The 20540-nt window shown below is 35.0% G+C and carries 12 protein-coding genes; 1 reads left to right on the forward strand and 11 read right to left on the reverse strand.

Translation table 11 applies throughout. From position 1 onward, the window contains the following. Nucleotides 1-83: 83 nt before the first annotated feature. The 3 genes from uvrA to ACH6CY_RS10355 all read right to left on the reverse strand — a co-directional run bounded on the left by uvrA (nt 84) and on the right by ACH6CY_RS10355 (nt 6825). On the reverse strand, nt 84-2960 hold the full coding sequence (gene uvrA / locus ACH6CY_RS10345) for an excinuclease ABC subunit UvrA (protein ID WP_374067260.1): 2877 nt from the start codon (nt 2958-2960) through the stop codon (nt 84-86). A gap of 6 nt (nt 2961-2966) precedes the next feature. Beyond that, on the reverse strand, nt 2967-4946 hold the full coding sequence (gene uvrB / locus ACH6CY_RS10350) for an excinuclease ABC subunit UvrB (RefSeq protein WP_374067261.1): 1980 nt from the start codon (nt 4944-4946) through the stop codon (nt 2967-2969). A 292-nt stretch (nt 4947-5238) separates the two neighbouring features. Next, a complete protein-coding gene (locus tag ACH6CY_RS10355; protein ID WP_374067262.1) occupies nt 5239-6825 on the reverse strand; it encodes a peptide chain release factor 3 in 1587 nt (528 codons plus the stop codon). A 288-nt stretch (nt 6826-7113) separates the two neighbouring features. On the opposite strand from ACH6CY_RS10355, the gene ACH6CY_RS10360 reads away from it, so the two are divergent. After that, nucleotides 7114-10323, forward strand: coding sequence for an SNF2 helicase associated domain-containing protein (locus ACH6CY_RS10360; protein WP_374067263.1), 3210 nt, complete (start codon nt 7114-7116; stop codon nt 10321-10323). 199 nt (nt 10324-10522) lie between these two features. Here the strand turns inward: ACH6CY_RS10360 and ACH6CY_RS10365 are convergent, their stop codons facing one another. The 8 genes from ACH6CY_RS10365 to ACH6CY_RS10400 form a co-directional block, all read right to left on the reverse strand. Further along, nucleotides 10523-11404 carry a diacylglycerol/lipid kinase family protein gene (locus ACH6CY_RS10365; RefSeq protein ID WP_374067264.1) on the reverse strand — a complete coding sequence of 294 codons (882 nt, stop codon included), beginning with the start codon at nt 11402-11404 and terminating at the stop codon, nt 10523-10525. A 539-nt stretch (nt 11405-11943) separates the two neighbouring features. Beyond that, entirely contained in the window at nt 11944-12585 is a 642-nt protein-coding gene (locus ACH6CY_RS10370; RefSeq protein WP_374067265.1) for a GTP pyrophosphokinase, read from the reverse strand. Nucleotides 12586-12703: 118 nt separating this feature from the next. Next, nucleotides 12704-13921, reverse strand: a complete 1218-nt coding sequence (locus tag ACH6CY_RS10375; protein WP_374067266.1) for a PDZ domain-containing protein — start codon at nt 13919-13921, stop codon at nt 12704-12706. Nucleotides 13922-14019: 98 nt separating this feature from the next. Then, nucleotides 14020-15495 (reverse strand): S41 family peptidase, encoded by a 1476-nt coding sequence (locus ACH6CY_RS10380; protein ID WP_374067267.1) that lies wholly within the window; start codon nt 15493-15495, stop codon nt 14020-14022. 135 nt (nt 15496-15630) lie between these two features. Then, on the reverse strand, nt 15631-16947 hold the full coding sequence (locus tag ACH6CY_RS10385; protein WP_374067268.1) for a murein hydrolase activator EnvC family protein: 1317 nt from the start codon (nt 16945-16947) through the stop codon (nt 15631-15633). Nucleotides 16948-17029: 82 nt separating this feature from the next. Next, the gene (gene ftsX / locus ACH6CY_RS10390) at nt 17030-17923 is read right to left on the reverse strand and encodes a permease-like cell division protein FtsX (protein WP_374067269.1); all 894 of its coding nucleotides are present in this window, start codon (nt 17921-17923) and stop codon (nt 17030-17032) included. Continuing rightward, complete coding sequence (ftsE, locus tag ACH6CY_RS10395; RefSeq protein WP_374067270.1) at nt 17913-18599, reverse strand: cell division ATP-binding protein FtsE; 687 nt, start codon at nt 18597-18599, stop codon at nt 17913-17915. The genes ftsX and ftsE overlap by 11 nt, the downstream gene beginning before the upstream one ends. A gap of 847 nt (nt 18600-19446) precedes the next feature. Next, the gene (locus tag ACH6CY_RS10400) at nt 19447-20313 is read right to left on the reverse strand and encodes a YitT family protein (RefSeq protein ID WP_374067271.1); all 867 of its coding nucleotides are present in this window, start codon (nt 20311-20313) and stop codon (nt 19447-19449) included. Between the last annotated feature and the right edge of the window lie 227 nt (nt 20314-20540).

Genomic DNA, 20540 nt, shown 5'->3' on the forward strand with positions numbered 1-20540 from the left:
CATTTTTTCTATTACACGGTACTTCATTTTGGTTTATCCGTCAAAATGAAGTACCGTCACAGCTTATTTTTATATTTAATGCACTAAGATTGACTGACTGTCTCTTGTGCTTTTAATCTTTCGTTCATTCGTTCTCGGTCACGTTCTAAGATTGGCTTTAAATACTTTCCAGTATAAGATTGCTCATATTCTGCAACTTCTTCAGGTGATCCAGTAGCAACAATTTGACCACCTCGATCACCACCTTCTGGACCTAAGTCAATAATGTAATCAGCTGTTTTAATTACATCTAGGTTATGTTCAATTATTAAAACAGAATCACCATTCTCCACCAATCTCTGTAGCACCTCTAAGAGTCGATATATATCATCGACATGAAGTCCAGTTGTTGGTTCATCTAAAATATATAATGATTTTCCATTAGAGCGACGATGCAATTCACTAGCTAATTTCACTCGTTGTGCTTCTCCACCAGATAACGTAGTTGCTGGTTGTCCAAGACGGATATAACCAAGCCCTACATCGTATACTGTTTGTAGCTTTCGTTTAATTTTAGGGATATTTTCAAAAAAGTGTAGTGCATTTTCAATCGTCATATTAAGAATATCAGCAATGTTTTTCCCTTTATATTTTACTTCTAATGTTTCACGGTTATATCGTTTACCATGACAAATCTCGCAAGGGACATAAACATCTGGTAAGAAATGCATTTCTATTTTTATAATTCCATCACCACGACAAGCCTCGCAACGACCACCTTTTACGTTAAAACTAAACCTGCCTTTTTTATAACCACGTACTTTCGCTTCATTTGTTTGAGCAAACACATCACGAATATCATCAAATACACCTGTATATGTAGCAGGATTTGATCGAGGTGTTCTACCTATCGGCGACTGATCAATATCAATTACTTTTTCTAAATAGTCACTGCCTTTGATTGCCTTATGTTTTCCTGGCTTTTGTTTTGCGCGATTTAATGTCATTGCCAAGCTTTTGTGTAAAATTTCATTAATTAACGTACTTTTTCCAGATCCGGATACACCTGTGACAGTCGTTAATAACCCAACTGGAATCGTAACGTTCACGTCTTTTAAGTTATTTTCTTTCGCACCAATTATTTCGATAAATCGTCCATCAGGTTTTCTACGTTCTATTGGCAATGGAATAAACTTTTGTCCAGAAAGATATTGTCCTGTTAGCGATTGCTTCTTCCTCATCACTTGCTTTGGCGTACCGCTTGCAACAATCGAACCACCATGTTCTCCAGCTCCTGGCCCAATATCAATTAACCAATCGGCAGCAAGCATCGTGTCTTCATCATGCTCTACTACAATCAATGTATTCCCTAAATCACGCATTTGTTGTAACGTTGAAATTAACCGATCATTATCTCGTTGATGTAAGCCAATAGAAGGTTCATCAAGCACATATAGTACACCTGTTAAAGCTGAGCCAATTTGCGTAGCTAAACGAATACGTTGTGCTTCTCCACCAGACAATGTCCCAGCTGAGCGAGATAATGTAAGATAATCCAATCCTACGTTTGTTAAAAATGTTAAACGATCTTGAATTTCTTTGACAATCATCTTTGCAATTTGTGCTTCTTTTTCACTAAGTGTTAATACAGAAATAAATTGATTTACTTCTGTTACGGATTGTTCCGTCACTTGACCTACATGATACCCATTAATTAATACAGACATTGCTTCTTTCTTCAATCGATATCCTTTACAAGTTGGGCAGTTATTCTGCGCCATATATTTCTCCATTTGCTCTCGTATATAATCTGACGAAGTTTCTCGATATCGACGAGCAATATTTGATAAAACTCCTTCAAACAGAATATCAGTATCTCTTGTCATGCCATAATCATTTTCATATTTGAAGCGTATGTGCTCTTTTCCACTTCCATGTAATATTTTATCTAATTGATCATTAGGTAATTGACTTACCGGAATTTCCATATCTATCCCATAATGCTCACAAACACTTTTGAGTAATTTCGGATAGTATTGTGAACTAGTCGGCTCCCAAGCGATGATCGCTCCTTCTTTTAATGAAAGTTCTTTATTTGGAATGACTAAATCAACATCCACCTCTAATTGCGTGCCCAAACCGTCACACCGTTCACATGCGCCAAACGGACTATTAAAGGAAAACAATCTTGGCTCTAATTCGCCAATGGAAAAGCCACAGATTGGACACGCATGGTGTTCACTGAATAACAACTCTTCTTCACCTATTACGTCAACGATTACTTTGCCCTCACCCAGGCGAAGTGCTGTTTCTAATGAATCTGTCAAACGACCAGAAATTCCATCTTTTACAACAATTCGATCGATCACTACTTCAATATTATGTTTTTTGTTTTTTTCTAATTTAATGTCTTCACTTACTTCTCGCATGTCACCATCGACGCGAAGTCGAACATAGCCTTCTTGCTGTAGATTCTCTAACACTTTTGTATGTTCACCTTTTCGACCGCTAATTACTGGTGCTAATATTTGAAGCTTCGTGCGTTCAGGATATTCTAAAATACGATCAACCATTTGTTGCACGGTTTGTGAAGTGATTTCAATCCCGTGCTTGGGGCATGTAGGATGACCTATTCTTGCAAATAACAAACGCATATAATCATAAATCTCTGTTACAGTTCCAACCGTTGACCGAGGATTTTTACTAGTCGTTTTTTGATCAATAGAAATCGCCGGTGACAACCCTTCAATTGCATCAACATCTGGTTTATCCATTTGTCCTAAAAACTGGCGAGCATAAGCAGAAAGTGATTCCACATATCTTCGTTGCCCTTCAGCATAAATGGTGTCAAATGCAAGTGAAGATTTCCCTGAACCTGATAAACCGGTTAACACGACTAATTTCTCTTTCGGTATATCAATGTCCACATTTTTTAAATTATGTGCACGAGCACCTTGAATCATTATTGCTTTTTTCACCATTCACCTTCATCCTTCCGCCTTAAGTTCCAATACTAAATCACGTAATTCGGCAGCTTTTTCGAAATTCAATTCCCGAGCTGCCTGTTTCATTTCTTTCTCCATTTGTTCAATCATCTTGTCTTTCTCTTTCTTCGTCATCTTACTTAGCTTAGGTGCTTCGGCATACGTTTCAGTTGTCTCTGCTGCCATTGTTGCTCGTATGACATCACGTACATCCTTTTTAATTGTCGTAGGTGTTATACCATGCTTTTCATTATATGCCTGTTGTTTTTCACGTCGCCTTTCGGTTTCATCTATCGCTCGTCGCATTGAATCAGTGATGCGGTCGGCATACATTATTACTTGTCCACTTTCATTCCGTGCAGCTCGTCCCATCGTTTGAATTAGGGAACGATCAGAGCGTAAAAACCCTTCTTTATCTGCATCCAATATAGCTACAAGTGACACTTCTGGAATATCTAATCCTTCTCTCAATAAGTTAATTCCAATAAGTACATCATACTTTCCTACACGTAAATCTCGAATAATTTCAATACGTTCTAACGTTTTTATCTCAGAATGTAGATAAGCCACTTTCATACCAATTTCTTTTAAATAATCCGTTAAATCCTCTGACATTTTTTTCGTTAATGTTGTGACTAATACACGTTCCTTTCGTTCAATCCGCTTATTAATTTGACCAATGAGATCATCAATTTGACCATCAATTGGACGAACTTCTACTTTCGGATCAAGCAAGCCAGTTGGTCTAATAATTTGCTCAGTCATTTGTGGTGTATGCTCTAATTCATAAGGTCCTGGTGTCGCTGATACAAAAACAAATTGATTCGCTTTTTGTTCAAACTCTTCAAATGTAAGTGGACGGTTATCAAGTGCAGAAGGTAAACGAAAACCGTGATCTACTAATACTTGCTTACGGGCTTTATCTCCATTAAACATCCCACGTACTTGCGGGAGTGTTACGTGTGATTCATCTATAACGATCATGAAGTCATCAGGAAAATAATCGATAAGCGTATAAGGTGTTGATCCAGGCTCTCTTAATGTCAAATGTCTAGAATAGTTCTCAATTCCTGAACAAAAACCCATTTCTCCCATCATTTCTAGATCATAACGTGTTCGTTGTTCAATTCGTTGTGCTTCTAATAATTTATTATTTTCACGAAAATAGTTCAGCTGTTCTTCTAATTCTTTTTCAATATTTTTCATGGCGATCTTTAATTTTTCTTCTCCAGTAACAAAGTGTGAAGCAGGGAAAATAGCAATATGCTCACGCTCACCTATAATTTCACCTGTTAAAGCGTCTACTTCACGAATCCGATCAATTTCATCTCCAAAGAATTCCACTCGTACACAATGTTCCTCTCTTGATGCTGGGATAATTTCTACAGAATCGCCTCGAACACGGAATGTACCGCGTTGAAAATCGATGTCATTTCGAGCATATTGAATGCTCACTAACTCACGCAATAATGCATCTCGATCTTTTTCCATTCCGACACGAACAGATAATACTTGATTCCGATATTCTTCTGGTGATCCTAAACCGTATATACATGACACACTAGCAACAATAAGCACATCATTTCTTTCAAACAAAGATGAGGTTGCTGAGTGTCGTAATTTATCTATTTCATCATTTATACTTGCATCCTTTTCAATAAATGTATCTGTAGAGGGAACATAAGCTTCTGGTTGATAATAGTCATAATAACTAACAAAATACTCTACAGCATTATTTGGGAAAAACTCTTTAAATTCACTATATAATTGCCCTGCTAAGGTTTTGTTATGGGCAATTACTAATGTTGGCTTATTCACTTCTTTAATTACATTGGACATGGTGAATGTCTTACCTGTACCAGTAGCCCCTAGCAATGTCTGTGCGCGTCTGCCTGATGTAATTCCGTTCACTAACTCTTTGATTGCTTGTGGTTGGTCCCCTTGAGGACTATATTTAGAAACTAAGTCAAAGGTTTCAGCCATGATCGATCCTCCGTTCTTCTTTCACCTAATCTAGTTTACCACATTATACTACAAATCAAACAAAAAGCGAACAAATATTCGTTGTTTGTGTTTTTTTATTCACATACACTTTAAATACAAACCAATAGAACAAACAACAAGTAAACGAATAAAAAACAAAACACGTCCTAAAGCAGCTTGACTGCTTTAGGACGTGAACGAATAATAATTCAGTTGACTATTCTGACTCACCAACGTCGTTTAACGTAGAACCTGAATTATCATTCCCAAACCTTATAAATTACTTCATTATTTAATATGTTTGATCGTATTTGTTTACTTCTAATAAATCTATCAATTTAATCTCTTTATGCTTATCTTGGAACCAGCGAAGCGCAAAATCATTTTTAAATAACACTAAGGATGACCCTTCTCGATCCTTCACAAGTAAATTTCGCTCATCAAACAAAGTCGTATCAACCTTTTCTTCTTCTAACCATCTAGGGATTCGTTCACCCATAGATTCAAGAACAACATCAACATTGTACTCATTTTTCATGCGATGTTCAAATACTTGATACTGTAATTCTCCGACTGCCCCGATGATATAGCTTTCCATCGGATAAGTTGTAAACAGTTGAATTGCACCTTCTTGTACTAACTGTTCTAACCCTTTTTTGAACTGTTTTGATTTCATCACATTCTTCGCAGTCACTCTTTTAAATAACTCAGGTGGAAACTGCGGAAGTTCTTCATAAGCAAACATATCTTTTCCTTGAATTAACGTATCACCAATACGGTATACATTCGGATCATAAATACCGACGATATCACCAGGGTAGGCTTCCTCAATCGTATCTCTTGATGATGCAACAAATTGCTGGGTTTGTGAAAGCTTAATTGTTTTCCCTGTCCGCTCCAAAGTAACACTCATTCCACGTTCGAATTTTCCGGAACAGACACGCAAGAACGCTACACGATCACGATGTGCTGGGTTCATGTTGGCTTGTATTTTAAAAATAAAACCTGAAAATGTTTCTTTGTCTGGTTGAACTAAACCTTCCGTGGACTTTCTCGGATTTGGACTCGGTGCCATTTCAATAAACGTGTCAAAAAACGTCTGCACACCGAATGGAGCCAATGCACTTCCAAAGAACACTGGTGTTTGATCTCCTTGCAATACTGTCTCTAAAGAAAAGGCATCTCCTGCTTCATCTAATAATTCGAGTTCTTCTTCTGTTTCTTGAAAAGTTGGATTTTGCACAAGCGATGCATGTGCTTCATCTTCTAATTGATCGTAAGGGATATATGTTTCCTCTTCATTACCGTTAAACCTAACGAATTGTTTATGGAATCGATCAAAAATACCTAAGAAACGTTTTCCCATACCTACTGGCCAATTCATTGGATATGTCTCGATATCCAATACTTCTTCAATTTGCTCCAATAAGGCTAATGGTTCACGTCCTTCACGATCCATTTTATTAATGAAAGTGAAAATAGGAATCCCTCGCATTTTACATACTTTAAACAGTTTAATTGTCTGAGCTTCAATACCTTTAGTAGCATCGATAATCATGACAACACTATCTACAGCGGTTAACGTACGATACGTATCTTCACTAAAATCTTCGTGACCCGGTGTATCTAAAATATTAACTTTATAATCTTTATACGGAAAGTTCATTACACTAGATGTAACAGATATACCCCGTTGTTTCTCAATTTCCATCCAATCTGATGTAGCGAATTTCCCTGATTTCTTTCCTTTAACCGTTCCTGCTGATCGAATAAGATTTCCAGACAACAAAAGTTTTTCTGTTAATGTCGTCTTACCAGCATCCGGGTGCGAAATAATTGCAAACGTTTTTCTTTTATTTACTTCTTCTAAAATAGTCATTAGATAAATCCCTTTCTTTGTAAAAGTTTCATTTCATTCAATTGTTATAAGGGATCTTTTACATCGGCATGAAGCTCCTTTAATAGATTAGCATCAAATTTTCTATAGTTACGATAGTAAAAATAGCATGATTATTCACAGGAAGTCAACTACTATTCGCATAATCTTTGGGCTATTTACCTACAAGCATGATGATAAAAACAATAAAATGTAATGTTTTTTATATACATTTTTTTGGTATAATGGAAAGATATCATTATTTTATTAGCAAAATGCGAGGTATCCCATATGCAAACCTTTTTTTTAGACAAGCAAGATATTATCAAGATTACTGGCCAACGATTTTATAAAAGAGGATATGATTACTTTAGAAGAGGAAAAGTCGTTGGGTTAACTTATAATCAAACCATTGATACATGGACTGCTCAAGTACGAGGTGCCAATACTTATTCCGTACGAATTTTTTTCTTTGAGAATGCTGAATTAGAAGGAAAATGTAATTGCCCAGCATATCATACACATTTCACCTGTAAACATATTGCTGCTGTGTTATTATCTATTTCACAAAACGGGAGTCAGCAAACACATGTAAATGGACAATTTCATCATAAAAGTATGGAAGAGCCTATTCTTAGTGATCCGTTTACATTACGATTAATTCATACATTTAATCAAACAAATAAAGCACATGCATTAGAACAAGAAATGATACAAATAGAATATACAGTTAGTCATAAAAAACATCTATCAAATAAACCAGATTTTCTAGATGTTGAATTACGTGTTGGAACAAAAAAACCATTTATTATTAAAGACATTCGCGAATTTTTAACACACGTAAAAAATCAACAATCTTATTCAATTACAAGCACTTTCAAATATGAACCGTCATCACATTATTTTGATCATCATGATTTACACATTTTGCAACAATTAATATTGTGCCAACGAAACGAAAGCCTATTTGAAACTGATTATTCCATGTTTGACAAACGTGCGATTAAAATAGCACCTAATCTTTCATTAGCTCTTTTACAAAAAATTAGTGAGCGTAACCACGTTTTTGTTACAGAATCAAAAGAACAAGTAACACATTATATGATAAAAGATAACTTACCAAAGCTTGATTTTCCAATTGATATCGATAGTGAAATTAGTTTTTCAATCAATATGAAAGCATTGTTTCAATATACATATATGAAACAATATGGACTATTAGTTAACAGGCATTGCTTCTATCCTTTAACAATAGAACAACAACAAATCATTGATCAAATCTATACTTTATTACCATACCGAAAGCAATATGTGTATCGTATTGCACAAGAACACATGGAATCTTTCGTATCTTATGTATTACCACAGTTAGCTGAAATAGGTACCATCAATTACTCAACAAAAGCAACAGCAATGCTAGAGGATCATCCGCTTCAAGCAACAATACATATAGATGAAGCAAAAGATGTGTTACATGCTAGTGTTGCTTTTTACTATGGTAAGTATAAATTATATCCATACGAAAAATATGCTAGTAATGATCTAGTAATTAAACGGGATATTGAAAAAGAGCAGCACATACTAAAATTGTTAGAACATGCTGGATTTTACTTTATGAATGGCTTGTTTAAACTTTTTAATACTGAGCGAATATATCAATTTTTAAATGAAAAAGTATTAGAATTACAAAAATATGCAACTATCACATTTTCTGATGTAAGTAAAGCATTATTTATTGAAAAAGAACCGCACATCACTACAAATATTGCATTAAACAAACGACTTGGAATGCTCGATATTTCTTTTGATATCGAAGGAATCTCGGAAAAAGATATTACATTATTATTAGATGCAATGGTGGAAAAAAAACGCTATGTGCGATTACCTGATGGACCGCTCGTTTCTTTAGAAAAAGAGTCGTTCCTTTCTTTTCAATCATTTGTTGATCGATTACAACTTTCAAAAAAAGATATACATCATCGACATGTGCAAGTTTCAGCAGCGAAAAGTTTTCAACTAGAAGAAGCTTTTCACAAACAATTAGTTCATTATGATGAAACATTCCATCAATTGCTTGAAGCATTGAAACAACCAGAAAAACTTCAATTTTCACTGCCTAATACGTTACAAGCTGAATTACGGGATTATCAATATATCGGTTTTCAATGGTTCAAAACACTATCCTATTACAAGCTTGGCGGCATTTTAGCAGATGATATGGGCCTTGGTAAAACCGTTCAAACAATTAGCTATTTACTAAGTGAGAAAGAAGAAAAGGAAACTAATTACCAATCGTTAGTTATTGCTCCTGCCTCATTAGTATACAATTGGAAAAAAGAAATAGATAAATTCGCACCTACACTTCGGTCAAAAATTATTATAGGCTCTAAAGAGGAACGGAGAATTCTAGTAGAGGAACGAGATAATACAGATGTTTACATTACTTCTTATCCACTAATTAGAAAAGATATTGAATTATACGAACAAGTCGAGTTTGATGCTTTAATTCTTGATGAGGCGCAAGCAATTAAAAATCACTTAACTTTAACTGCGAAAGCAACTCGTGCGATTAAGGCCAGCAATCGATTTGCGTTAAGTGGTACACCAATTGAAAATGCACTTGATGAATTATGGTCTATTTTCGCAACATTAACACCTGGATTTCTTGGGTCAAAAAAGCAATTTTCACAATTAGATACAGACTACATTGCTTCCATTACACGACCATTTATTTTGCGTCGATTAAAGCAAGATGTGTTAAGTGAGTTACCAGAAAAGATTGAGACAGAACAATATGCCGAGTTAACAAAATTACAAAAACAAGTATACTTAGTATATGTAGAAAAGATGCAAACAAAAATTTCTGAAACAATTGCAACAAAAGGATTTAAAAAAGGAAAGTTAGAAATATTAGCTGGTATAACTCGCTTACGGCAAATTTGCTGCCATCCAAGCTTATTTTTAGACAATTATCATGGTAAATCTGGAAAGCTAGAGTACTTAAGTGAATTAGTCAACGATTTAAGAGCTACAGGAAAGCGTTTATTAATCTTTTCCCAATTTTCTAGTATGCTTCAGCTAATCGGTGAAAGATTGAAAAAAGATGGCTATTCCTTTCACTATCTAGATGGAACCACCCCATCTGAGGAACGAGTCAACATGGCGGATGCCTTTAATGAAGGAGATAAAGATATTTTCCTAATCTCTTTAAAAGCGGGCGGCACTGGTTTGAATTTAACCGGTGCAGATACAGTAATTCTATTTGATTTATGGTGGAACCCTGCAATTGAATCGCAGGCAGCAGGTAGAGCACATCGCATTGGTCAAAAAAATGTTGTGCAAGTCATTCGATTAATTACAGAAGGAACTATTGAGGAACGGATATTTCAATTACAAAAGGAAAAACGAGCGCTAGTTGATCAAATTATCCAACCTGGCGAAACAATGTTATCCAAGCTATCCGAATCAGAAATACAGGAATTATTAAAGTTCGATCGATAAAGAAGAAAAGTGCCGAAGCATCTCGGCACTTTTTATTTAGTGATTTTTTAAATGGATTCGTTGAAATTTCTATATAACGCTATCCATTTTTCACGTGACACCTACAACATAGACTTGCTATCAATACACCATTCGATAGAACGGTGCTTTTCTGTCCCATTTAATACAAGCAACTCCATATTTAAAACCATTCCACTTATTATAAACCAATTACTATCTCGATATGTTTAGGTAAAACTTTTATCGTTGATGGTGTTTCACTTTTTCTTTCTCCATCACAATCAATTTTCTGATATGGCATTGTTTCTATTTTAACATTTTTTGCTTGTAAAGGAATAATTCCTTCCATATTTTGAGTTTGTATTCCAACTTTCGATTGAAACATAGAAAAGAAGGCTTGTACAGATGCTTCTTTAATAATTAAAATATCAAATAATCCATCTTGAATGTCACCTTCAGGAAAAAATGCTCGAATGCCACCAATATATGTTCCGTTCCCAATAATGACCATTACTGCATTGTCTGTTATTGTTTCTTTTTCCGTTTCTATTTTAAAATGAAACGCATTAACTTTTCCAATAGATTGAATCGTTTTTAGATAATACGCTAATCTCCCTATATTTTGTTTTGATTCGAGATCAACAGTTTCTGACACCTGTGTAATCAATCCTATCCCCCAAAAATTAAGAAAATAATGCTGATCACTCTGGCCGATATCAATCCATTTTGTCTTTTTACAAGAAATTTGTTCTGCTGCCTTTAATGAATCTTGTATCATTCCAATTTCTCTAGAAAAGTCATTACTTGTCCCACCTGGTATAATTGCAAAAGCCGGTCTTGAAGTAAGAGGAGCCAATGCATTAATAACTTCGTGCACTGTTCCATCTCCACCTGCCGCAATAATTAAATCAACGTCATTAGCTACCCGTTGAACTAAATCAGCTCCATCACCTGGTCGATTTGTTTGATAGATCATGACTGTAGAGAAGGTTGTTTCAAGTGTTTCTTGTATTTCATTTTGCAATTCACCTAATTTTCCGTTACCGGCTGCAGGGTTAAAAATAACAGCAACACGTTCCATCTCCACTACCTCATTTCCATTATATATTTTTTGAATGGAGAAAAAATATTCACCTACACGTATTTCTTTAGTCTTCTTGATGATGCAATTATTGTTATGTTATCAAACATTCCCCTAATTATTATTAAATAAACCAGTCGATTATTTCCGGGGAAATAATCCGAAAACCGTCAACATTAGACTGCTTGACAATCGATTTTTCACAAGTTAATTGCATGATAAGCTTTAATTAGCTACACAAAAAACGCCTTTGACTATAGAATCTCTTCATAATCATAGGCACACTAACTTGAATCATTTTATTTAACTGTACTGATGAATGTTCGATTTTGAAAAGCTAATACACTCACTTTAAATTGCATGTATTCACGTACACCAAATCGACAAGTTGCTAAACTAATCTATACAATTAGAAATTAATATATAATTGTCCATAACTAAATCATATGCATCGCTTGCTTATTGAATGGAATGCTAAAACAAAATTTATTTTTTACACAAAAAAATAATCAGCCAAGGCGAATACCTTGGCTGTTGTTCTAAACACTTAGTTTTTTTCGATCTTTAACTTTTTCTACTGCTTGATGAATGTACGCCATCTTATCGTCTAGTGCTTTTACTGTATCTGCTGCTTGTTTTAGTTCAACTAAAAATGCTTCGGGAATTTCCTGCTCAAATTTATAATAAATTTTATGCTCTAAGCTAGCCCATGTATCCATTGCAATCGTTCGAATCTGTATCTCTACAGGGACATTTACAGTCTGATTAGCTAAGAATACAGGTACTTCGATGATTAAGTGAAAACTACGATATCCATTTGGTTTAGGGGTTACAATATAATCTTTTACCTTTAGCACATGAATGTCATCTTGTTGGCAGAGCATCGCATGTATTTTATATATGTCAGCAACAAACGAGCATGTTACTCGAACACCAGCTATGTCACGGACATAGCGTTTTGCATTTTCTATTGTTATATCTAAGCCTTTTCGTTTCAATTTCTTGATTACACTATTGGGGTCTTTTAATCTCGATTTTATATGCTCCATTGGATTATGATTGTGAATGAACTCAAATTCTTCATTCAAAATATTTAACTTCGTATTCATTTCATCTAGTGCAAATTTATAGACAACAAATTCTTTTTTCCACTCATGAAACTCTTTTTCAAGTAAGTTCATCTGCTTCACCTTTCTGATATAGCTAATAACTTATACTAAGTATATCATGATCAAAGAATAAATGTTTGGCAGTTATGTGTAATTATTGTAAAGTAATATATTACCTTTAGCTATGTAACTATTTTGCCTCAGATAAATCAATCTGAGGTGATTGTGTGCAGAAAACGATACCAAGTTCATGGTGTTCACCTTCATATAACGCTCGTTGCACGAATCTAATTTCGCCACGATCGTCTATAACATCTAGCTTACAATAGGCACGATTTAATTGCAGTGCTTCATAAAATGTTTGTTCTGAATGAACTATACAACCATTTACTTTAACGATTTTTTCACCTACTTGTAAGCCGATTTCAGCAGCAGGTGTAGCTGGTATAATTGCTAAGATTCTGAGACCATCTTGCTCTAGACTGAAAAAAGGGCGTTTTTGACGATCTTTCATTTTAAAACGTATCGCCAGCCACTCTCGACCAATCAATGCGATAACAACACTAAGTAGTGTGAAAACAGGTAAAAAATAGCCAGTAATTGCGGCTCCAATGACAACAAAGCTTAATATGAGTAAAGATTGAGCTAAACTATTTAATGCTTTTTTAGGTAACGCCCCACGTATAACTTGTTCAACACCAATAATTATTGGGAAAAAGATCAACCCAAATTTTTGATCACCTATTGGTATAACTGGCCACCACTCTGCAAAAGAGGTTAGTTCACCAATTGGAAATAAGGTAACTATTGGAATCAAAGATACTTTTTTCAAGCGATGTTGGCCAATAACTTTCCCCCGTGTTCCTTGCATACGTTCTGGAAAAGTTTCATTTTGCTGTACCTTTAATAGCATGTATGATTCATACAATAGGAAAATCCCCATAAGTATCGTAAATGCAACCCTTTCGTTAGTTGTTATTGCTACATCTACTTGAAAAGGAAGATAGTCAATATAATAAGGTGCTAATAATAAAAGCAAATATGAAAAGCCAAAAGTATAGGGGGCAGATAACCAACTGAATTTATTTGTTAACAATAACAAAAGCGTAGTAACTGACAATGCCCCAACAATGATATAAGAAAAAGAAACCCCAAACCCAACTGATACTAAGGAAATGATTAAACTAAAAAGTAAGGAAGATTTCCATGTATATCGAATTTCATCCAATACATCATATATTTTTGAACCGAACATGTTTCGCTCTTTTTTTATTCGCTTTAATGATGAAAAAAATACAATAATAAAAAACAGATAAAAAAGTGGATTTAAAAAAAACCTTCCGATTCCATTGACTATTTCTGTTAACCACATATCCATTTTCATCCACTCGCCTTCTATTTCATACATAAATACTATATTCGATCTCTTTAACAACATTTCCTGCTTATATGACAGGACTAAACAAATTGATCCACAGCAGGTTGTGGATCAATTTGTGTTTCCCCTTAATCTACCAATGATTGAAGTGCAGCATCTTTTTGATGATCATCTTTTCCGCTTCGAATTTTTTCAATCACACTTGCTTGCAATTTTTCTGCCGTTTCATTGGTCAATTCTCCCGAAGCTTTTAAGTCATTGTCATTTTGATAATTCTTGATGGCTACCTTCGTTTGTTCATTGAAATAACCATCTACTCGTCCGGGATCATAACCTAATCCTTTTAAAATGACTTGAGCATTTTTGATATTTTCATCACTATCATTATACGTAAACGTTTCTTCTACTTGAATCGGATTAGCATAAAAGTAATCAGGTTGCTCCACTTTAATTGTTGGTTCAACCCCTTTTTCATGAATCCAGTTCCCCTCAGGAGACAGCCATTTATACAATGTTAGCTTTATTGTGCTTCCATCCCCCATCGGAATTGTTTGTTGAACAGTACCTTTTCCGTAGCTTGTCACACCAACCACTTCTGCGTTAGCAGCTTCCTTTAATGCTACCGCCAATATTTCTGATGCGGAAGCACTTCCTTCATTAATAAGGACTGCAATCGGATAATCTTTTCCTTTTTTCAAGCTAGACACATGGCGTTCTTTTTTTCCATCACCATATTCAATTTGTAAATACGGTTTATCCTTGGTAACAAAGTGCTTGAGAATGCCTTCGATTGAATCTAGCAAACCACCCGGATTTCCCCTCACATCAATAAGTAATCCTTGAATGCCTTGATCCTCTAGAGTTGTTAACTCTTCTTGAAAACGGTCTGCCGTATCTTCAGAGAATGAAGTAATTTCAATAATGCCTTGCTTCTTTCCTTTTACTTCTTTTATTTCACTATAAACGGTTTCCAGCGGAATATCATCTCGTACAAGATCTACTGATAATGATGTTGATACACCAGGACGATCAATTTCTAACGTCACTGTTGTCCCTTGCTTGCCACGGATTTTCGAGACAGCTTCATATAAATCTAGCCCTTCAATGCTATTGCCATCTATTTTTAAGATTTGGTCATTTGGTTTTAACCCTGCGCGTTCTGCTGGAGAATCTTTGATCGGAGCAACAATGGTCACTTTCCCATCAACCATACTGACCTCTGCACCAATCCCCTCAAAAGAAGACTCAATCTGTTGATTAAATTCCTCAACTGTTTCCGCATCCATATAGACACTATACGGATCTTCTAATGTATCAAGCATTCCTTGAACAGCACCGTCAATCAATGTATGCTTGTCCACATCTTCTAAATAATTATCTTGAATCAAACTATATGCTTGCATCACTTTTGATAAAGTTGATGAATTACTAGCATCATTCATGATCGCTTCTTTTTCTTCTTCAGACAAATCAGCAAAGTTCTTCACATCTTGATCTGATTGTTCTGTTTCTTCTGACATAAGCCAATGCATCGTTAGATAGGTAGACGCAGCACCAATTAATAATGTCGCAACAAGTATCATTGCGAGATAACTTTTTTTCATTTGCACGTATTCCACCCCAATTATCTTTTATCTTGTTATAGTGTATCATATGTATGGCACAAAAAGGCACCACAACGTAACGTGCGATGCCTTTGTTTTTATTATTATATGTTGTTTTTAAAAAATAATGCTTGCTTATGGAAGATAACCCATCGGATTAATTCCACCTTTATGACTCCATCCACCATTATGAACTTCAAAATGCAAGTGACTTCCATATGAATCCCCTGTGTTACCCATCGTTCCAATTGTTTGGCCTTGGCTTACATTTTGTTCGCGAGAAACACCTAAGCTATTCATATGTGCATAAACAGTAGTTATGTTTAATGAAGGGTGATAAATGTATACAACATTACCATAGCTATCTGAATAATTAGAGCGAGTCACCACACCACTTGCTGCCGCCTTTATTGGTGTGCCAGTACCGTTTGCAATATCTATTCCGTAATGAAAACTACCGCCATTAAATGTGCGATAACCATATCCAGAGGAAAACCTTCCGTTTGCTGGCCAAATTAATTTACCATTTCCTCCTCCAGAAGCAGGTTTATTATTATTTGCAGAACTACCATTTCCTCCATTCGATTGATTCTTGCTTGCTTCTGCCTCTCTCTTTGCTTTCTCAATCACTGCTGCTTGGTTTGCCAAGGTTTCTTGCTGTTCTGCTAAACTCATTTTATATTCTTCTAAATGATTATGCTCTTCTTCTAACTCTTCTAACAATTCTTCTTTTTTAGCCATCTGTTTATCTAGCTGTCCTTGGATCGCATCCAACTCTTCTTTTTGGATAATTAAAGTTGCTTTTGTTTCTTCTAATGATGCTTTATCATCTTCCAATTGTTTTTGTTTATCTTCGACTGCTGTTTTCTTTTCTTCTAAATCTACCTTATCCTGTTGATGAGCTTCCATGATCCCTTTATCTTGATCCATAATCTTTGTAACTACTGTAGCGCGATTAATAAAATCGCCAAAATTTTGTGCGCCCATTAAAACAGATAAATAATTAATATCGCCACCGTTTTGTTGAATCGAACGCAATCTGTTTTTTAATAGTTTTTCCCGTTCTTTAATCTGTTCCTCTAATTCTTTAATTTCTGTTTTCAACTGTTTAATTTCAGCTTCTGTTTTTTTAATGTGGTTTTCTGTTTCCGTTATTTTATTATTGTTTTGAGCAATTTCTGCTTTCTTACCATTTAATTTTGCTTGTGTATCTTCTAATTGAGCCGTGATACCGTCAATATCATCTGCTGTTTCTGCTTGCTCGGCCTCATTTTCAGCAATTTTTTTATCGGTAGACTTTTTCTTACTCGAGGCGTTGTTTTTCTTCTGTTCAACTTCATCTAATCTTTTCTCCAAATCGGCAAGGCTTTCTGCAGTTACAGATGATAGACTTGATAACATAATCCCCATTATGACGGTTACAATCGTTATGTAAGAAATAACTTTTTTCATAGTTGAAAATCCTCCCCGTTTTAATAAATTTTTAAAGTATAGCTATCATAGTATGTAAAAGTATAAGTCTTGTAAATAAGACTTATACTTTTAAAAACTTCCGAACACTCATCACGCTTCCCCATACACCAATGGCTGCACCAATGAGAAGTACAATCGCTGCTAATTGCCATGCGAATGGATGAAAATCTAGCAATGTCATAAAACTAAATTGATCCAATGCGGTTGTGTTATTAACTAAATAGTAATAGCCTGTTAATAGAATAATGATTGGTAGAATACTTCCCAATACCCCTAATAACAATCCTTCAACGAAAAACGGCCATCGAATGAACCAGTTCGTCGCACCTACTAGTTTCATAATTCCAATTTCTTTACTACGTGCCATAATCGTAATTTTTATCGTATTAGAGATTAAGAAAATCGCTGTAAATACAAGAGCAAAAATTAGGACTAGACCTATGTTTCTAGCATATTCATTAAATTGAAATAGATTTTGTACAACATCTTGTCCATAATTTACTTTTTCAATGTTATCTATCTTCTCAATTTCAGAAGCAATTGCCATCGTATCTTGGGGATCAGTTGTTTTTACAATATAGGCATTGTTTAGTGGATTGTCTTGTTCGTAAAGTTCCCAAGCACCGCCTTCTTCCCCCATGCTATCAACTAAGCTTTTCAATTCTTCTTCTTTAGTGGAAAACTCTACTGTTTCTACTTCGGATATTTCTTTAATTTGCTCACCAACAGCTTCTACTTCACTATCAGCCGCCGTTAATTCGACTAATGCTTTTATTTGAACATCTTCTTCTAAATTATCAGCAACATGGTTTAAGTTGAGCATCAATGCTAGAAAAGCACCTACTAAAATCAGTGTGGTAGTTACAGCACCAATTGAGGCAATCGTCATCCAACTATTACGCCATATATTTTTTGACCCTTCACGAAAGTGTCGTTTCAATGTTCTAAATTTCATAGCCATATTCACCTCGGTGTTCATCACGTACAATTAATCCGTCTTCAATTGCTATGACTCGTTTTTTTATCGTGTTAACAATTTCTTTACTGTGAGTCGCCATTAATATGGTCGTACCCGTTGCGTTAATTCCTTCTAACACTCTCATAATTTCCCATGATGTTTCAGGATCTAGGTTTCCAGTCGGTTCATCTGCAATTAGTAGCTTAGGGTGATTTGCAATTGCTCGTGCGATAGACACACGTTGTTGCTCTCCGCCAGAAAGCTCATCCGGTATGAATCGTGCTTTATTTTTTAATCCTACTTGGTCTAACACTTCCATTACCCGCTTACGAATCGTTCGCGGCGTCTCTTCTAGCACTTCTAATGCAAATGCAACATTTTCATAGACCGTAAATTTAGGTAGGAGTTTAAAATCTTGATAGACAACGCCAATATCTCTTCGAAGAAAAGGTATGTTCTTTGATTTAAGTGTGGTCAAATCTTTATTGTTCACCATTATTGTTCCTTTTGAAGGTTTTACTTCTTGGAAGATTAATTTAATAAATGTGGATTTCCCAGCTCCGCTTGGTCCAACTATATAGACGAACTCCCCTTGGTCAATGTTAACATTAATGCCATTTAGAGCTGTTACGCCATTTGGGTAAGTTTTATATATATCTTGCATTTCTATCATAATCTGATCACCTTTACTCAAGTTATTAATCTTTCTTTTTTAAAAAACATGTATTCGATATTTATTTACATATTTCAATTAACATACTTATTATAACATCTAAATTCATTTTTTTTAGACAAATTATATTACATTTATATTTCAATCCCTGTTAATTTTTACAAAAAAAGATAAATTGCGCATATAAGTCCTATTTTTATAGTTTATAGTAAGTATTATGTGAAAAATTGTTAATATTAGGAAGTTCGTATTCTAAACATATTAACGTATTAAAAATAAGCGTAGGCCTCGTATAAATAATAATGTCAAAGTAGCTCAAAAATATAATTTTGTTCCTTATGGAGAATAATAATTCTGGTATCGAGACGACAGCTTACATGAATTCGGTCAGCTAAACATCGTTACTTTGTTACCAGGAATTGATACTTAGATTGACTCAGGTCATTATAGAAATTAGAGTGAGGCTTATCAACCACTTTTCAAAGGAAACACAACGGAAATGTACATTGAAAAGCATATATCGTACATATCTGACAAAAAACGAACCTAACGTGTACATGAAGTCATCTTCACCGTACATTTATCCTATAAAATACAATCGAAGTGTTCATTAAACCGTGTTTATCGTACATTCGAACTAAGATATATAGAAAAACGTTCGAAACAAAGCTATCACTCATGGTACTTTTTATTGGTCTTGCTAAAATATCGACAGAACTAGGTTTCCGTTTTATGATGTTTATATTAAAGATGCAACAGCACATAGAATAGGAAAAAGAAGCATTGATAGATTTGCGTTGTACTTACAAATAAAAAGACACTCTCTACAGAGAAATGTCTTTTTGAATTATGCTTTTTTAAATCCTTCACCTAATACTTCGCTAGCATTCATTGCAACAACGAACGCGCCTGGGTCTATCTGCTTTACCATATGTGTAACTTTATTAAATTCATTTTGTGCCACAACACACATGAGAATCCGTCGATGTTCGTTCGTATAACCACCTTCACCATTCCAAACGGTTACTCCTCGATCCACATCTTCTAATAAGGACTTTTGCACTTGGTCAGCATATTCTGTTATGATCATCACATTTTTAGAACGATTAAATCCGACCTGAACAAAATCAATTGTTCGACTTGTAACAAATAAGCCAATTAATGCATATAATCCTTGTTCAACAGAAAAGACATAAGCAGCCGCTAACACAATCAAGCCATCAAAGAAAGCAACACATACACCTAACGATAATGGTACAAATTTATGTAATATTTGCGCCGCTAAAGCCATTCCACCAGTTGAACCTTTCCCGCGAAAAACAATGCCAATACCAAGTCCTGTACACATCCCACCGAATATAGAACCTAATAATGGGTCAGCAGTTAGCGGCGCCCAATCACTGGTAAGAAAAACATAAAAAGGTAAGACAACCGTTCCAAGTAATGTCTTCGCACCAAACTTTCGACCGAGGATTAATACACCCGCAATGAATAAAGGAATGTTTAATGCCCACTGAACAACCGAAGGCTCCCAATCAAATAAAGCCTTTGTAATTGTACTGATTCCTGAAGCGCCACCTGAGGCGACTTCATTCGGTAATAAAAATAAATTAAATCCAATCGCTACAAAAAAGGAACCAATTAAAACAAGACTATATTCTATCGTAAGGATTAAACCTGTTGGAGCAGGTTGTCTTCTGTATTTTGCAATCATTGCTATACACTCCTAATATTGTACTGTATCAACCTTATGGAGTATATCATTATTTGACTAGTTACGACAACTGTGTTTACCACTGTATTGCAGTGCAGTGAAAAAATCCTGTATCTCCTTATAAAATTGGTTGTACAATAAATGACGTTGGTGAGTAAAAAAACTCACAAACGTCATTTTTAAATTCATGTTCTAAGTGATGATATAGTTTTTATTTGAATATCTAT

Origin of the sequence: Paraliobacillus sp. JSM ZJ581 (genome assembly GCF_044383835.1) — a bacterium.
In the GTDB taxonomy this organism is placed as follows: Bacteria; Bacillota; Bacilli; order Bacillales; family Amphibacillaceae; genus Paraliobacillus.

Excerpts from the sequence above, each read along its gene's own strand:
- ACH6CY_RS10380 (WP_374067267.1), bottom strand. The coding sequence starts at position 15,495 with ATGAAAAAAAGTTATCTCGCAATGATACTTGTTGCGACATTATTAATT.
- ACH6CY_RS10360 (WP_374067263.1), top strand. The coding sequence starts at position 7,114 with ATGCAAACCTTTTTTTTAGACAAGCAAGATATTATCAAGATTACTGGC.
- uvrB (WP_374067261.1), bottom strand. The coding sequence starts at position 4,946 with ATGGCTGAAACCTTTGACTTAGTTTCTAAATATAGTCCTCAAGGGGAC.
- ACH6CY_RS10370 (WP_374067265.1), bottom strand. The coding sequence starts at position 12,585 with ATGAACTTACTTGAAAAAGAGTTTCATGAGTGGAAAAAAGAATTTGTT.
- ACH6CY_RS10400 (WP_374067271.1), bottom strand. The coding sequence starts at position 20,313 with ATGATTGCAAAATACAGAAGACAACCTGCTCCAACAGGTTTAATCCTT.
- ACH6CY_RS10375 (WP_374067266.1), bottom strand. The coding sequence starts at position 13,921 with ATGTATGAAATAGAAGGCGAGTGGATGAAAATGGATATGTGGTTAACA.
- ftsX (WP_374067269.1), bottom strand. The coding sequence starts at position 17,923 with ATGAAATTTAGAACATTGAAACGACACTTTCGTGAAGGGTCAAAAAAT.
- uvrA (WP_374067260.1), bottom strand. The coding sequence starts at position 2,960 with ATGGTGAAAAAAGCAATAATGATTCAAGGTGCTCGTGCACATAATTTA.
- ACH6CY_RS10355 (WP_374067262.1), bottom strand. The coding sequence starts at position 6,825 with ATGACTATTTTAGAAGAAGTAAATAAAAGAAAAACGTTTGCAATTATT.
- ACH6CY_RS10385 (WP_374067268.1), bottom strand. The coding sequence starts at position 16,947 with ATGAAAAAAGTTATTTCTTACATAACGATTGTAACCGTCATAATGGGG.
- ftsE (WP_374067270.1), bottom strand. The coding sequence starts at position 18,599 with ATGATAGAAATGCAAGATATATATAAAACTTACCCAAATGGCGTAACA.
- ACH6CY_RS10365 (WP_374067264.1), bottom strand. The coding sequence starts at position 11,404 with ATGGAACGTGTTGCTGTTATTTTTAACCCTGCAGCCGGTAACGGAAAA.